This window comes from Pseudotenacibaculum haliotis, from assembly GCF_042684245.1.
Lineage (GTDB): Bacteria > Bacteroidota > Bacteroidia > Flavobacteriales > Flavobacteriaceae > Polaribacter > Polaribacter haliotis_A.
This window is the reverse complement of record NZ_JBHULH010000001.1, coordinates 864,077-880,855: the sequence shown is the minus strand read 5'-3', so window position 1 is coordinate 880,855 and position 16,779 is coordinate 864,077. Positions and strand designations below refer to the sequence as shown.

Here is a 16,779-nt window from a genome sequence, read left to right as displayed (position 1 = left end):
CAGATTGCAAAATTACGGTAAAAAAACAAGAAATGAGTAAACTATTAGCAGTAGGGACTGTAGCTTTTGATGCCATTGAAACTCCATTTGGCAAGACAGATAAAATTTTAGGAGGATCAGGAACTTTTGTAGGATTGGCAGCTTCTCAATTTGGAGTTGATACAGGAATTGTTTCTGTTGTAGGAGGAGATTTTCCTAAAGAGTATTTAGAGATGATGAATGCCAAAGGGATTAATACCGATGGAGTAGAAATCGTAGAAGACGGAAAAACCTTCTTTTGGAGTGGTCGTTACCACAACGATATGAATTCTCGTGATACTTTGGTGACAGAATTAAACGTATTGGCAGATTTTACACCGGTTGTTCCGGAAGAATATAAGAATGCAAGCATTGTAATGTTAGGAAATTTACATCCTATGACACAAATATCAGTGCTAGATCAAATGAATGAAAAGCCAAAGTTGGCTATTTTAGATACGATGAACTTCTGGATGGATTCTGCATTAGAAGATTTACATACAGTATTAAAAAGAATAGACGTTATCACAATTAATGACGAAGAAGCTCGTCAGTTAAGTGGAGAATATTCTTTGGTAAATGCTGCTAAGAAGATCCATGAAATGGGACCGAAATATGTAGTAATTAAAAAAGGAGAACACGGAGCTTTGTTATTCAATGAAGGGAAAATGTTCTTTGCACCTGCATTGCCATTAGCAGAGGTGTTTGATCCTACAGGAGCCGGAGATACATTTGCAGGAGGATTTGCAGGATATTTGGCAAAAACAGAAGATGTTTCTTTCGAAAACTTAAAGAGTGCCATTATCTACGGATCCAATTTAGCTTCTTTCTGTGTTGAGAAATTTGGAACACAACGAATGGAGAGTCTGGGGCTTGGAGAAGTTCAGCAACGATTGGAAGCGTTTAAAGAATTAACACAATTTGATATCAAACTATCATAAACCAAAATCCGCGCGTCACTGCGCGGATTTTTTATTACAAACAAACCTATAATTATCTTCTATGAGCGACGCTATTAAACATGAATGTGGAATTGCTTTAGTTCGATTAAAAAAACCTTTACAGTATTACAAAGACAAGTACGGGACAGCCTTTTACGGACTGAACAAGATGTATTTGTTGATGGAGAAACAACACAATCGTGGTCAGGACGGAGCCGGATTGGCCAGCATTAAATTTAATGCAGAGCCGGGACAACGATATATTAGTAGAGTGCGTTCCAACAAATCGCAGCCTATTCAAAAAGTGTTTCAAAAGATCAATGATCGATTGAATGGTGTTTTTGATAAAAACCCGGATAAGTTAGACGATGTAGAATGGCAAGAAAAGAATATGCCTTACATCGGAAACCTATTCTTAGGACACGTTCGTTATGGAACATTCGGAAAAAACAGTATGGAAAGCGTGCACCCGTTTTTGCGTCAGAGCAATTGGAGACACCAAAACCTTATTGTTGCAGGAAACTTTAACATGACCAACGCAATGGAATTGTTGGATGAGTTGATAGAATTAGGACAACACCCAAAGGAGTTTACAGATACGGTTACCATTATGGAAAAGATCGGACACTTCTTAGAGCAAGAGGTTGCCGATTTATACCAGGAAGCTAAAGAAAAAGGAATGTCTAAAATAGAGGCATCTCCTTATATAGAAGAGAATCTAGATGTTCAGAGAATCTTACAACGTTCTTCTAAAAACTGGGATGGTGGATATGCTATGGCCGGTTTGATAGGTCACGGTGATGCTTTTGTATTTAGAGATCCAAGTGGAATCAGGCCTACCTATTATTATGAAGATGATGAAGTTGTAGTGGTAGCTTCTGAGCGTCCGGCAATTCAAACTGTTTTCAATGTAAAATTGGAAGAGATTAAGGAGTTGGATAGAGGTCATGCTTTGATCATTAAGAAAAATGGTAAGACAAGTGTTGATCAGATCTTAGAACAACGAGAGAAAAAATCATGTTCTTTTGAGCGTATTTATTTCTCCAGAGGTAGTGATGCTTCTATTTATGAAGAAAGAAAGAATCTAGGGAAATATGTGTTTCCTCAGGTTTTAGAATCGATAAACCACGATATTTCTAACACAGTTTTTTCATTTATACCAAATACAGCTGAAACATCCTTTTATGGAATGACTGAAGCTGCAGAAGATGTGTTGAATCAACAAAAGACTCAAAAGATCTTATCCGGTCAAAGAGAAATCTCAGCAGCAGAAGTAAAAGAGATTTTAGCAGAAAGACCACGATTTGAAAAGATAGCGATCAAAGATGCAAAATTAAGAACCTTTATTGCCGATGATAACAGTAGAGATGATTTAGTAGCTCACGTATATGATGTGACATATGGAGTTGTAAAATCGACCGACAATCTAGTTGTAATTGATGATAGTATTGTAAGAGGAACTACCTTAAAGAAAAGTATCATTAAGATTTTAGATCGTTTGCAACCTAAGAAAATAGTGATTGTTTCTTCTGCACCTCAAATTCGTTATCCTGATTGTTACGGAATTGATATGGCAAGAATCGGAGATTTCATTGCTTTCAAAGCAGCGTTGGAATTATTAAAAGATACCGATCAATATCACATCGTTGATGAGGTATATCAGAAATGTAAAAATCAGGTGAACTTAGCAGACGCGAATGTTGTGAACTTTGTTAAAGAGATTTATGCGCCATTTACTGATGAGCAAATCTCAGCTAAGATTGCAGAAATGCTAAAGACAGATGGAATTAAAGCTGATGTAGAAGTAATCTATCAAAACGTAGAAGGATTGCACAGAGCTTGTCCTGATAACTTAGGAGATTGGTATTTTACAGGAGATTACCCTACTGATGGAGGACATAGAGTGGTAAACAATGCCTTTATCAATTTTTACGAAGGAAATAATAAGAGAGCTTATTAAGAGCTTTTGCACAAAATAAAAAAAGCACCCATTTGGGTGCTTTTTTGTTTTATAAAGTATGAGAAATTACTTCCCTACGTTGTAACGTCTTGTAACTTCGTTCCAGTTGATTACGTTAAAGAAAGCTTCAATATAATCAGGACGTCTGTTTTGATAGTTTAAGTAGTATGCATGTTCCCAAACATCAATTCCTAAAATAGGAGTTCCTCCACATCCAACACCAGGCATTAATGGATTGTCTTGATTTGGAGTAGCACATACTTCTACAGATCCTCCTTGGTTAACACATAACCAAGCCCATCCTGAACCAAATTGAGTAGCAGCAGCTTTAGAGAAAGCGTCTTTGAATCCGTCAAAAGAACCAAAAGCAGCATCAATAGCATCTTTTAATTCTCCAGATAATTCACCTCTGTCATTAGGGTTCATTACTTCCCAAAATAATGAGTGGTTGTAAAAACCTCCACCATTGTTACGAACAGCCGCATTGCTCATATCCATACCTGTGATGATCTCATCGATATATTTTCCTTCAAGTTCAGTTCCTTCGATAGCAGCGTTTAATTTTGTTGTATATCCATTGTGATGTTTGCTATGGTGGATCTCCATAGTTCTTGCATCTATATGCGGCTCTAACGCATCATACGCATAGCCTAATTCTGGTAATTCAAAAGCCATAATATTCTATTTAGTAGTTAATTTTTCTTTTTTTAAATCACACAAATTTAGCTATAAAAAGCAGGGCGTACAAGTGCTTAACTTTTTGATAATTTATTTCACTATAGATGTAAATTATTGAATAATACAATCAAATAAAAAAACCGTCGAAAGGCGGTTCTCTTTTTTAGAGTTTGTTAAACCCAAGTTACAATGAAATTGCTGGATTTCAAATCTTCGATTTTAGCAGAAAGCTAGCCTTCGAAAATTTGAATGATGAAATAGGTTACAATACAAACAAGAATAATTATTAATAGAATAAACAGACATCCAATTCTACTTTTTTTATTTGGATTGTCATTCAAAGCAATAAATAAATCGGCAAAAAATTCGATTAGATCACCCATTTTTTTGATCAAATATAGGCAATAGAATAAAGAAAGGGGATTAAGCTTTACGCATAAATTCTTCAGCCTTTTCTACCATATTCTTACTGCCACAGAAGAAAGGCACTCGCTGATGAAGTTCGGTTGGCTCAATATCTAAGATTCTCTGAAAACCGTCGCTGGCTTTTCCGTTAGCCTGCTCTGCTAAGAAAGCCATAGGATTACATTCGTATAGCAAACGAAGTTTTCCGTTGGAGTTTTTAGAGCTTTTTGGGTACATATAAATACCTCCTTTGATCATGTTTCTATGGAAATCAGAAACCAAAGAACCAATATATCTACTAGTATAAGGTCTATCACCTTCTTCTTCCTGACAGTATTTGATATAATCTTTTACTCCTTGTGGAAAATGAATGTAATTCCCTTCGTTTACGGAATAGATCTTTCCGTCTTCAGGAAATTGCATGTTGGGATGAGATAGATAGTAACTTCCAATAGCCGGATTTAAGGTAAACCCATTTACACCATGTCCGGTTGTATATACCAACATGGTAGATGTCCCATAAATCACATAACCTGCGGCAACTTGTTGACTTCCTTTTTGTAGAAAATCTTCCAATTGAACAGGCGTACCTACCGGAGTAACACGCCTGTATATTGAAAAAATAGTCCCCACAGAAACATTAACATCAATATTAGACGAACCGTCTAACGGATCAATTAAAACAACGTATTTATTTTGGTTATTTTCATCTTGACTATTGATGGCAATGAAATCGTCTTCTTCTTCACTAGCAATTCCGCAAACTATATTACGGTTGATTAAGGTTTGTATAAATTTATCGTTGGCATAAACGTCCAACTTTTGCTGATCTTCTCCCTGTATGTTTGTGTCTCCCGCAGCACCAATAATATCAACCAGTCCGGCTTTGTTTACTTCGTGGTTTACTACTTTGGCTGCTAAACGGATAGAGTTGATTAACCTTGATAATTCTCCAGATGTGTACTTAAACGAAGATTGATTTTCGATTATAAATTCACCTAGAGTTTGGTTTTTACTCGCCATACAAGAATACAATTTTGGAGTACAAATATGCTATTTTTTTTGACAACTACAACGTTTTCGTAAACTTATTTCTCTGCGTTTCGATTGGTTGAATTATATTTGGTTTTTATTTCAATACCATGAGTTTTACCATTCGTTTTGCCACTAGAGAAGACATGAAAGCTGTCCATGAATTAATTACAGAATTGGCTGTTTTTGAAAAAGAACCTGATGCTGTAAAAATCTCTGTCAAAGATCTTGAAAAAAATGGATTTTCCGAGCATCCAATGTTCAAAATTTTTGTTGCCGAAGAAAACAATTCTATTATCGGAATGGCGTTATTTTATGAACGCTTCTCTACTTGGAAAGGAAGAGCCATTCACTTAGAAGATTTAATCGTTACCGAATCTAAACGAAAATACGGAGTTGGAAAAGCTCTCTATACAGCACTAATGAAGTATGCAGATGAAAATGATTACAAGAGAGTGGCATGGGAAGTGTTGGATTGGAATCAGAATGCCATCGATTTTTACGAAAGCACAGGAGCTCATATTTTAGAAGGTTGGCAAGTGGTACACATGACGGAAGAAAACTTGAAGGAGTTTACCAATAAATTAAAAAGAAAGAGAACGTGAGGATCTATAAATTTGGAGGAGCATCTATAAAAGATGCAGAAAGTGTTAAGAATGTAACAAGCATCCTGCAACAAGAGGGCACAGAAAATTGTTTGCTGGTCATATCGGCCATGGGAAAAATGACCAATGCCTTTGAAAAAATTGTACATGCTTACTGTTATGAAAGAGAAGGGTTGAAAGCAGCACAGGACTTCGTTGCCAATTTTCATACAGAGATTATAAAAGATCTTTTTGGAGAAGCAAGTGAGGTTCAAGAAAAAATAGATATTCTGTTTGGAAAATTAAGCGGTTTTTTAGCTCAGAATACTTCTAAAGACTATGATTATTTATACGATCAAATCGTATGTTTTGGAGAGCTTGCTTCTACAACCATCGTAAGCAATTATTTTGCAAAAGAAGGTGTTGAGAATGTTTGGAATGATGTTCGACAATTGATCATTACAGATAGTAGTTATCGAGATGCAAAAGTTGATTGGCAAAAAACACAAGAGACCATCCTGCAAAATATAGATCAGCAAAAGCTAAATATTGTTCAAGGATTTTTAGGAGGAGACACAAAAGGAAATACAACAACATTAGGAAGAGAAGGGTCAGATTATACCGCAGGGATTTTTGCCTATTGCTTGGATGCAAATGCAGTAACCATTTGGAAAGATGTACAAGGAGTATTGAATGCAGATCCCAGAGTTTTTAAAGATACCCAATTGTTAGAACAGATCTCTTATGAAGAAACAATAGAAATGGCTTTTTACGGAGCCTCCGTAATTCATCCAAAAACCATTCAGCCTCTACAAAGCAAAGACATTCCTTTATATGTAAGATCATTTAAAGACCTGAAACTTTCAGGAACCAAAGTAACGAGAGGAGTAGCTATTCAACCTCTGTTACCATGCTTTATTGTAAAAAAAGATCAAATTTTAGTTTCCATCTCTGCACTGGATTTTTCTTTTATGGTAGAAGATAACATCAGCCATATCTTTAAATTATTACATCAGTACTTGCTGAAAGTAAACCTCATACAAAACTCTGCGATTAGTTTTTCTGTGTGTGTTGATAATAAATTCAATCAATTTGAAACATTTTATGAGGAATTGAAGTCTTCTTATAAGGTAGATGTTGTGAAAGGTGTAGACTTGTATACTGTACGACATTTTACTGAAGAAGCTTTAGAAAGAATTAACAAAACAGGGCAGCCATTATTGACCCAGATCAATAAAGAAACCGCTCAGGTTGTTGTTAACAAATAGTAGGCTAACAATGTTGTTTTTTTAACTATGTTTGTAATTACGCGAAGGTATAACGTATGGGGCTAGTCACATCTAAGGAAATTGCTAAGGTCATTGGAGCCGATAAATTTGGTTTTTTAGGGACTTTTATTGGCTGGGTGCTCATGCAACTGCTTAGGATTTCTGCAATTAACAAGATCTACAATCGAAATAAGAACAAGAAAGACCTTGAATTTTTAAACTCTTTGATGGAAGAATTTCAGATAGAATTTGAAATTCCAGAAGAAGATTTAAAAAGAATTCCTAAGGAAGGTCCGTTCATTACAATTTCAAATCACCCACTAGGAGGGATCGATGGAATTCTTCTGTTAAAATTATTGATAGAAAAAAGACCGGATTTTAAGATCATTGCAAACTTCTTATTGCATCGTATAGAGCCAATGAAACCCTATGTGATGCCGGTTAATCCATTTGAAAACCACAAAGACGCAAAATCAAGTGTGGCCGGAATCAAGAGTGCATTAATGCATTTGAGAGAAGGAAACCCTTTAGGTATTTTCCCCGCAGGAGAAGTTTCTACCTATAGAGATGGAAAATTAATGGTAGACAGGCCGTGGGAAGAAGGAGCAGTGAAGCTCATTAAGAAAGCAGAAGTACCTGTTATCCCTATCTATTTCCACGCGAAGAACAGCAGGTTCTTTTACATGTTGTCTAAGATTAGTGATACGTTGAGAACCGCAAAATTACCTTCAGAGCTCTTATCACAAAAAGACAGGGTGATCAAAGTAAGGATAGGAAAACCTATTTCAGTTAAAGACCAACAAGAATACCAAGACATCAACGCTTTTTATGAGTACATCAGAAAGAAAACGTATATGTTGGCGAATCCTTATGAGAAAACACCATCAAAAATACTTTCTACTCAAAACTTAAAAATCAGTTCACCTCCCAAAAAGATCAGCTCTCAGAAAAATGTGAACTCGTTCATCAAAGAGGTGCAGTATTTGAGAGAGAATAATAAAAGATTATTGCAGAGTAAGAATTATGAGGTTTTCTTTGCTTCGGCAAAAGAAATCCCTAATCTTTTGCATGAAATTGGAAGGTTAAGAGAGATTACTTTCAGAGATGTAGGAGAAGGAACTAATAAATCGATCGATCTAGATAAATTTGATAAGTATTATTACCATATGTTCTTGTGGGATGACTCTGCAAATTGCTTGGCTGGAGCATACAGAATGGGGCTTGGAAAAGATATCTACAAGCGATATGGAATAGAAGGTTTTTATATACAATCGCTATTTAAATTTGAGCCGGAACTCTACGGAATGATGGAGCAAACCATAGAAATGGGACGTGCTTTCATTATCAAGGAATACCAGCAAAAACCAATGCCATTATTTTTGTTGTGGAAAGGAATTGTACATGTTACCTTACGTTATCCAGAACACAAATACTTAATGGGAGGTGTGAGTATTAGTAATCAATTTTCAGAATTTTCGAAATCATTGATGATCGAGTTCATGAAATCGCACTATTACGATCCTTATGTAGCTCAATACATTCAGCCTAAAAAAGAATTTAAAGTCAAACTAAAAGACGCCGACAAAGATTTTGTATTTGATGCAGCCAAAGCAGATATGCAAAAATTTGATAAGGTAATAGATGAGATAGAACCAGGAGCACTAAGAATTCCTGTTCTCATCAAAAAATATGTAAAACAGAACGCCCGCTTGGTAGCATTTAATGTAGATCCGAAGTTTAACAACGCTGTAGATGGTTTGATGTACATTAAAATCGTAGATTTACCAGAGAGTACAGTAAAACCTGTAATGGAAGAATTTCAGGCCGAACTAGAAAAGAATGCTAGTGAATTGAGCCAGAAATAAGAAGAAAAGCAACAATTGATAATTCTTAAATCTTGGGGCTATGAAGAATTTTTTCAAAATATTACTGACTGCACTAGCTGTCATTGTGCTGGCTAGCTTTGTGCCTGGAATAGATATAGAGAACAACTATCTAACCGCAGTTGTTGTGGCAGTAGTAATCTCTTTACTCAATATGTTTGTCAGACCTTTACTCATCTTTTTCACCCTGCCTGCTACCTTAGTAACACTGGGTTTGTTTCTGTTTGTAATCAATGCAATAATCATTCTTATGGCAGGGAAATTAGTAGATGGATTTCACGTTTCCGGGTTCTTATCTGCATTGATATTTAGTATTCTACTTTCCTTATTCCGATCCTATCTCTTCTCTTTCTTTGAAGACGAAAAAGAAAATGACTGAAATAGAAGTGTTTAAACTTTGTATGAATTCAGAAAAAGCTGTAATTTTGCAGCCAATTTTTTAAGAATTTTAGAGTCAGATGAATATTACTAAAGAAAGTGTTGATGCATTAAATGCAGTTGTAAAAGTTGATATCGTAGCAGAAGATTATCAATCAAAAGTAGAAGAAATCTTAAACGATTACCGTAGAAAAGCAAACATTCCTGGTTTTAGAAAAGGTCACGTACCTATGGGGATGGTAAAAAAGCAATATGGGAAATCTGTAATGATTGACGAGGTAAACAAGCTTTTACAAGAATCTTTAAATAAGTTTTTAGTAGAAGAAAAATTAGACATTTTAGGAAATCCATTACCTAAAGTAAGCGATGATTTTTCTTGGGATGCAGAAACTTTATCTTTTGAGTTCGAATTAGGATTAGCTCCTGAATTTGATGTAAACTTAAAATCTAAGAAGAAAGTTACTCAATACAATATTACCGTAGATGAAGACCTTATCGATAAAGAAGTTGAGAATATTCAATCTCGATACGGAAAAATGTCTGCTGTAGAAGTAATCGGAGAGAAAACTAACGTTACTGGAACTTTTGTAAATGAAGAGAAGGAGATCGAAAAGAAATCTACGATCAATGTTGCTGATATCAAAGGAAAAGTAAATCTTAAAAAATTCGTAGGGAAAAAAATCGGAGATGTTCTTGAGTTAAAAACCAAAGGATTATTCTCAGACGATCATAAATTAATGGGAGCATTAGGAGTATCTCATGATGATGTTCACGGATTAGATGTAAAAGTAACATTTACGATCGAGGAAACTACAGAGATCGAATTGGCTGATCTAGATCAAGAATTATTTGACAAGTTGTTTGCAGACGGAAGCGTAAAAACTGTAACAGAATTAAGAGATAAGATCAAAGCTGATGCAGAGAAGCAATTCCAACAACAAGCAGATCAACAATTATTGAATGCCGTAACTGAGCACTTAATAGAGAACACTGAGTTTGATTTACCGGCAGAATTCTTACAAAAATGGTTAGCTACTGCAGGAGAAAAGCAATTAACTGAAGAAGAAGCTGTAGAAGAATACAACAAGTCAGAAAAAGGATTGCGTTACCAATTGATCCAAGAGAAGATCATGAAGGATAACGATATCAAATTAGACTATCAAGAGTTAAAAGACTACGCTAAAGGATTCATCAGAGCTCAAATGGCGCAGTTTGGAAACATGAACCCAGAAGATGCTGAGTTAGAAGATATCGCTGGAAGAATCTTGTCAAACCAAGAAGAAGCGAAAAGACTACAAGATCAATTGATCAGTCAAAAACTATTGGAATTCTATAAAGAAAACATGAGCTTTAAAGCAAAAGATGTTACTTACGAGAATTTCATCAAAGAAGTTTACAAATAAGCAATAAATAGCTTTCAAAAAAACTCCTCTCAACCCAGAGGAGTTTTTTTAGCACTTTTTTGTAACGAAATTATTCATCAATAGTTAGTATCTTTACAGATAATCTTTAAAAAGAAAAACCCAAATGGATTACGGAAAAGAATTCGAAAAATTTGCAATCAAAGATCGTGGGATCAGCAGTACATACTACCACCAGTTAATTACAAACATGACTCCAAACATTATTGAAGAAAGACAGCTAAACGCAGTAGCGATGGATGTTTTCTCAAGATTAATGATGGATCGTATTATCTTTTTAGGAACGGGTGTAAATGATCAGGTTGCTAACATCATACAAGCACAATTGTTATTTTTAGAAAGTGTAGATTCTAATAAAGACATTTCTATCTACATCAACTCGCCAGGAGGAAGTGTATATGCAGGATTAGGAATTTACGATACAATGCAGTTTATCAAACCGGATGTTGCTACTATCTGTACAGGAATTGGAGCTTCTATGGCTGCAGTATTGATGTGTGCAGGAGAAAAAGGAAAAAGATCTGCATTACCACACTCAAGAATTATGATTCACCAACCGATGAGTGGAACTCAAGGTCAGGTGGCTGATATGGAAATTGCAGTAAAAGAAACCTTGAAAGTAAGAGATGAATTATATGAGATCATCGCAAAACATTCAGGGCAAACTTTCGAACAAGTATTAAAAGATTCTGATAGAGATTACTGGATGCGTGCCGAAGAAGCAAAAGCATACGGAATGATCGATGAAGTACTAGAGAGAAAATAAAAGCTTTCAATAAACCAATATGGCAAAAGAAGAAAATTTAGAATGTTCCTTTTGTGGGCGAAAAAAATCTGAAACAGATTTATTAATTGCAGGGATGGATGCCCATATCTGTGATAAATGTATAGAACAAGCTCACGGAATTGTTGAAGAAGAGATTGCCGAAGCCAAATCCGGAAATCTTTCCAAGGAACTGATCTTAAAAAAGCCTTTAGAAATAAAGACCTTTTTAGATCAATATGTGATCGGACAAGAAGAAACCAAAAAAGCGATGTCTGTTGCAGTATACAATCATTACAAAAGATTGTTGCAGCCAATGAACGATGAAAATGAAGTAGAGATCGAGAAGAGTAACATTGTTTTGGTAGGAGAAACCGGAACAGGAAAAACATTAATTGCCAGATCCATTGCAAAAATGTTGAATGTTCCTTTTTCTATTGTTGATGCAACTGTACTTACACAGGCAGGTTATGTTGGAGAAGATGTAGAAAGTATCTTAAGTAGATTGCTCCAAGCTGCAGATTATGATGTAGCCAAAGCAGAAAGAGGGATTGTTTTTATTGATGAGATCGATAAGATTGCACGTAAAGGAGACAACCCGTCTATTACAAGAGATGTTTCCGGAGAAGGAGTTCAACAAGCTTTGTTAAAGTTGTTGGAAGGAGCCATAGTAAATGTGGCACCAAAAGGGGGAAGAAAGCACCCAGAACAAAAGTTTATTGAAGTAAACACCAAAGATATTTTATTTGTTGCCGGAGGAGCTTTCTCTGGAATCGATAGAATTATCAGTAAGAGATTGAATATGCAGGCGGTGGGTTATGGAGCCTCCCTGTCGGAAGATAAAATAGACGAAGACAATCTACTTCAATATATCATCCCATCAGATCTTAAATCTTTTGGTTTGATCCCGGAGATTATTGGACGTCTGCCGGTATTGAGTTATATGAATCCTTTAGATGCTGAAACGTTAAGAGCTATCTTAACAGAACCTAAAAACTCGATCATTAAACAATATGCAAAACTGTTCTCTATGGACGATGTAGAATTTGTTATTAATGATGGAGCATTACAGTATATTGTAGACAAAGCAGTAGAGTATAAGTTAGGAGCAAGAGGATTACGCTCATTATGTGAGGCAATTCTTACAGATGCGATGTTTGAGCTACCAAGTTCTGATGAAAAAGAATTTGTGGTAACCAAAGAATACGCAGAAGGAAAATTAACCAAAACAACCCTTAAAAAACTACGTGCTGCATCATAATTTATGATTAGCAGAAGTACCATAGATCGTGTTTTTGAGATTGCTCGGGTAGAAGAGGTGATCGGAGAGTTTGTACAGCTAAAAAAAGCTGGAAGTAACTTCAAAGGCCTAAGCCCATTCACAGACGAGAAAACACCTTCTTTTATGGTATCTCCCGTAAAACAAATTTGGAAAGACTTTAGTACCGGAAAAGGAGGAAATGCTGTTTCATTTTTAATGGAACACGAGCATTATTCCTATCCGGAAGCCATTCGATATTTGGCTAAAAAGTACAATATTGAAATTGAGGAAACTGTTCAGACCGATGAACAAAAAGAACAAATGAACGAACGTGAAAGTATGTTCTTAGTTTCCAAATTTGCCAAAGACTATTTTCACGAGATCTTACTGGAAAATGAACAAGGAAAAGCCATAGGACTTAGCTATTTTAAAGAGCGTGGTTTTAGAGAAGATACCATAAAGAAATTTGATTTAGGGTACTGCTTAGACGAATGGGATGCATTTACCAAAGAAGCACTGGCAAAAGGATATGATCTAAAATATCTGGATAAGACAGGTCTTACCATTGTAAGAGAAGGACAGGACGGTAGAGGAGGAAAGCAATTCGATCGTTTTAAAGGACGTGTCATGTTCCCAATACACAGTATGTCCGGGCGTATTCTTGGTTTTGGAGGACGAACTCTGTCCAGTGATAAAAAGACAGCAAAATATGTGAACTCTCCAGAGAGTGATATCTACCATAAGAGTAAGATCTTATATGGAATCTACCATGCTAAAAAGGAAATTGCAAAACAAGACAATTGCTTTTTGGTAGAAGGATATACAGATGTAATCTCATTCCATCAATCCGGGATAGAAAACGTAGTAGCTTCCTCAGGAACTGCATTAACACCTGATCAGATCAGATTGGTAAATCGTTTGACAAAGAACATTACGGTTTTATTTGATGGAGATGCAGCAGGAGTAAGAGCCTCTATTAGAGGAATAGATCTGATCCTTGAGCAAGGAATGAATGTGAAAGTTGTAGCGTTTCCAGAAGGCGAAGATCCTGATAGCTTTGCAAAAAAGCATTCTGATGCAGAACTCAGAGACTACTTAGAAAACTCAGCACAAGATTTCATCAACTTTAAAGTATCCTTGTTAATGCAGGATGCTAAAAACGATCCTGTAAAAAAAGCTGGGTTGATCCGTGATATTGTAACCAGTATTTCCAAAATACCGGACAGTATCCAACGAGAAGTATATGTGCAGGAATGTTCTAGAATTATGGACATTTCTGAAAGGGTTTTGTTTAGTGAACTGGCACAACTAATCTCTAAGAACACAAAAGAATTTGCCAAAGCACAGAAGAAAGAACAACAATCTTTTGAAGTTGTAAAAGCTAGAGAAGCGCAAGTTGAAGAGATAGACTCATTGTATATTTTAGAAAGAGAGATCATCCGTATTCTTCTGTTGTTTGGAAATAAAGAGGCAGATTTTGTTGATTATATAGAAGTTGAAGACGAAGAAGGAAATATACATCTGGAAACAGAAAATTATTCCAATCAGGTATCCAAAGAGTTGTATTTGAATCTACAGGATGATGAGATCGAATTCAGTAATACAATCTTTCAAAAGATCTACTATGAAATGATCCATCAATTGAATCAAATAGATAAGATAGATATGGATGCGTTTATCAATCATCAAGACAGTGAAATTGCTTCAATGGTTACCTCTATTTTAATGGATGACGAACGTTATGCCTTGAGTGATTGGGAGCGAAAGAACATTTTTGTTACCGAATCTGAAGAGGTGCTTTCCAAGTTAGTTACAGACGCTATTTTAAACCTCAGACGTGTTTTAATTGGTAAGAAGATCAACGACCTTATGAGCCAAGATAATCCCTTACAGATCACTTCTAACGACCTTGAAATGGTAAAGAACTATACAGGGTTAAAGAGAAGACTTTACGATAAACTAAATAGGGTTGTTTAAACCTTACTTTAAACCTACAGGAATTTCACAAACAGGTATAGGAACCATTTTATGTTGATTGGCTCTGTTTAGTTGGATATACTTATCGAAGACAACCTTTTCTCTTCCCGAAAAATCACTACTTACTTTGCCTTGTTCTTGCATATTCATTGCCCATTCTAATTCATCATAACTAGCACCTAATTGATCTTCATCAGTTCTATCATCGCCCCACAAACCATCTGTTGGAGCTGCTTTTTGAATATCTTGATTGACTCCTAAATAACGAGCGATCTCATAAACTTCAGACTTCATCAAATCGGCAATAGGGCTAAGGTCTACACCACCATCACCGTATTTTGTATAGAAACCAACTCCAAAATCTTCTACTTTATTTCCGGTTCCGGCAACCAATAAACCATCCAATCCGGCAAAGTAATAAAGTGTAGTCATACGCAAACGCGCTCTAGCATTGGCAAGTGTTAAAAAACGGTCTTCTTCATTGTCTACAGACGGAAGAGAAGCTACAAAACTGTCAAAAACAGGTGTAAGATCTACTCGGTTCATACTCGTATTCTCAAAATTATCCTGAAGCCATTGGATATGATTCAAAGCTCTGCTAACTTGACTTTCAGCCTGATGTATAGGCATTTCAAGACAAAGAGTTGGAAGCCCTGTTTTAGCACATAAAGTAGAAGTAACAGCAGAATCAATTCCGCCGGAAACTCCAATAACAAAACCTTTCACTCCGGCTTTTTGAGCATACTCTTTTAACCAATTAACAATATGATCTGTTACCTTTTCTACCTGCATAGGAAACTATTTTAGTATTTTTGACGTTTTGAATTTCAAGCTAAGATACGAAGCGTATGCGACATTTTTCTCGATTTTTTTTAATGCTCATTTTTTTGATTTCTTGTCAAAAAGAAACCAAAAAAGATATCGATACCTCTGGGATTCAAGTTCAGTATTCCATCGATCGATTTGAACAACTTTTTTATGGTTACAAAGGAACAAACTTACAGGGTTTAAAGGAAAAATACTCATTGATGTTCCCTGCAAACACACCTGATAGTATTTGGTTGGCAAAAGTGAACGATAAAGACGAAAAAGAACTTTTTGGAGAAACTGAAAAACGATATAAGGATTTTTCTCAGGTAGAAAATGACCTAACAAACTTGTTTAAACATATTAAATATTACCACCCAAAATTTGAGGCACCCGATGTAATTACTGTTTTGAGTAATATAGACTATGCATATCGAGTGGTATACGAAGGTCTTTTACTGTTTATTTCCATCGATGTGTATTTAGGAGAAGACCATCCGTTTTATGCTGATTATCCGGATTACATTAAGATCAATAACAAACAAGAAAGAATTGCCGTTGATGTAGCTAATAAGATCATAGATACTCAAGTAAGACCTTCTTTGAATAGATCATTTCTAGGAAAAATGATTGCAGCAGGAAAAAAATTATACTTGCTGGATCTATATATACCTTTAGAGTCAGACGAATTAAAAATAGGCTATTCTAAAGAGAAGTTAAATTGGGCGAAAGATAATGAAGAACAGATCTGGCGTTATTTTATAGAGAAAGATTTGCTATATAGTACCGATACCAAACTGAACAAACGCTTTTTAGAAGAAGCTCCTTTTTCTAAGTTTTATTTAGGTGAAGATGTGAACTCTCCGGGAAGAATAGGGCAATGGATAGGTTGGCAAATAGTTAGATCTTTTATGGATAATAATGACGTATCTTTGCAAACACTTTTGAAAATGAATGAAGATGAGATTTTTCAAAAGTCTAATTATAAACCAAAGAAATAATGGCGGTAGCACATACATCAAAAATTGAATTTACAGTAGAGTTAGACGAGAACAGAGTTCCTGAGAACATTCATTGGTCAGCCCAAGATGGAGGAATAAAAGATGAAAGTTCAAAAGCAATTATGTTGTCTGTATGGGATCACCAGCAAAAAGATACTTTACGAATGGATCTTTGGACCAAAGACATGCCTGTAGATGAGATGAAGCAATTTTTTCATCAAACATTAGTGTCTATGGCAAATACTTTTCAAAGAGCAACAAACGACGAAAAAATGAGCGCAACTATGCGTGATTTTTGCGATTATTTTGCAGAAAAACTTGAACTGATCGATAAGTAGTTCGTCGAAAAACAAGGCATAAATTTCCGGTAAGTACTTTTTTTTCATAACTTTAGGTTGTAAT

Annotated in this window: 15 protein-coding genes; 12 read left to right on the top strand and 3 right to left on the bottom strand. The window is 35.6% G+C overall.

Annotated elements, in window-relative coordinates; genetic code table 11:
- Positions 1-32 precede the first annotated feature (32 nt).
- Positions 33-959, top strand: coding sequence for a PfkB family carbohydrate kinase (locus tag ACFSRZ_RS04240; RefSeq protein WP_379665273.1), 927 nt, complete (start codon positions 33-35; stop codon positions 957-959).
- A gap of 61 nt (positions 960-1,020) precedes the next feature.
- Positions 1,021-2,919, top strand: coding sequence for an amidophosphoribosyltransferase (locus tag ACFSRZ_RS04235; RefSeq protein WP_379665272.1), 1,899 nt, complete (start codon positions 1,021-1,023; stop codon positions 2,917-2,919).
- Between the two features lie 66 nt (positions 2,920-2,985).
- Here the strand turns inward: ACFSRZ_RS04235 and ACFSRZ_RS04230 are convergent, their stop codons facing one another.
- The gene (locus ACFSRZ_RS04230) at positions 2,986-3,594 is read right to left on the bottom strand and encodes a superoxide dismutase (protein WP_379665271.1); all 609 of its coding nucleotides are present in this window, start codon (positions 3,592-3,594) and stop codon (positions 2,986-2,988) included.
- A 426-nt stretch (positions 3,595-4,020) separates the two neighbouring features.
- Complete coding sequence (gene fbp / locus ACFSRZ_RS04225) at positions 4,021-5,025, bottom strand: class 1 fructose-bisphosphatase (protein ID WP_379665270.1); 1,005 nt, start codon at positions 5,023-5,025, stop codon at positions 4,021-4,023.
- 119 nt (positions 5,026-5,144) lie between these two features.
- Between fbp and ACFSRZ_RS04220 the strand changes: the two genes are divergently transcribed.
- From ACFSRZ_RS04220 to dnaG, 8 genes are all read left to right on the top strand, one after another.
- A complete protein-coding gene (locus ACFSRZ_RS04220) occupies positions 5,145-5,639 on the top strand; it encodes a GNAT family N-acetyltransferase (RefSeq protein ID WP_379665269.1) in 495 nt (164 codons plus the stop codon).
- Complete coding sequence (locus ACFSRZ_RS04215) at positions 5,636-6,886, top strand: aspartate kinase (protein ID WP_379665268.1); 1,251 nt, start codon at positions 5,636-5,638, stop codon at positions 6,884-6,886. Before ACFSRZ_RS04220 ends, ACFSRZ_RS04215 begins: the two co-directional genes overlap by 4 nt.
- Before the next feature lie 56 nt (positions 6,887-6,942).
- The gene (locus ACFSRZ_RS04210) at positions 6,943-8,751 is read left to right on the top strand and encodes a GNAT family N-acyltransferase (RefSeq protein WP_379665267.1); all 1,809 of its coding nucleotides are present in this window, start codon (positions 6,943-6,945) and stop codon (positions 8,749-8,751) included.
- A gap of 40 nt (positions 8,752-8,791) precedes the next feature.
- Entirely contained in the window at positions 8,792-9,148 is a 357-nt protein-coding gene (locus ACFSRZ_RS04205; protein WP_379665266.1) for a phage holin family protein, read from the top strand.
- Between the two features lie 79 nt (positions 9,149-9,227).
- Positions 9,228-10,550: a trigger factor gene (tig, locus tag ACFSRZ_RS04200; protein WP_379665265.1), complete on the top strand. Its 1,323-nt coding sequence runs from the start codon at positions 9,228-9,230 to the stop codon at positions 10,548-10,550.
- A gap of 124 nt (positions 10,551-10,674) precedes the next feature.
- Positions 10,675-11,334, top strand: coding sequence for a ClpP family protease (locus ACFSRZ_RS04195; RefSeq protein ID WP_379665264.1), 660 nt, complete (start codon positions 10,675-10,677; stop codon positions 11,332-11,334).
- Positions 11,335-11,353: 19 nt separating this feature from the next.
- Positions 11,354-12,592 carry an ATP-dependent Clp protease ATP-binding subunit ClpX gene (gene clpX / locus ACFSRZ_RS04190; RefSeq protein ID WP_379665263.1) on the top strand — a complete coding sequence of 413 codons (1,239 nt, stop codon included), beginning with the start codon at positions 11,354-11,356 and terminating at the stop codon, positions 12,590-12,592.
- A gap of 3 nt (positions 12,593-12,595) precedes the next feature.
- Positions 12,596-14,569, top strand: coding sequence for a DNA primase (gene dnaG, locus ACFSRZ_RS04185; RefSeq protein WP_379665262.1), 1,974 nt, complete (start codon positions 12,596-12,598; stop codon positions 14,567-14,569).
- A gap of 3 nt (positions 14,570-14,572) precedes the next feature.
- Here the strand turns inward: dnaG and nadE are convergent, their stop codons facing one another.
- Entirely contained in the window at positions 14,573-15,361 is a 789-nt protein-coding gene (gene nadE / locus ACFSRZ_RS04180) for an NAD(+) synthase (RefSeq protein ID WP_379665261.1), read from the bottom strand.
- Between the two features lie 56 nt (positions 15,362-15,417).
- Between nadE and gldB the strand changes: the two genes are divergently transcribed.
- Entirely contained in the window at positions 15,418-16,377 is a 960-nt protein-coding gene (gene gldB, locus ACFSRZ_RS04175) for a gliding motility lipoprotein GldB (RefSeq protein ID WP_449301476.1), read from the top strand.
- Complete coding sequence (gene gldC / locus ACFSRZ_RS04170; protein WP_379665259.1) at positions 16,377-16,715, top strand: gliding motility protein GldC; 339 nt, start codon at positions 16,377-16,379, stop codon at positions 16,713-16,715. The genes gldB and gldC overlap by 1 nt, the downstream gene beginning before the upstream one ends.
- Positions 16,716-16,779 lie beyond the last annotated feature (64 nt).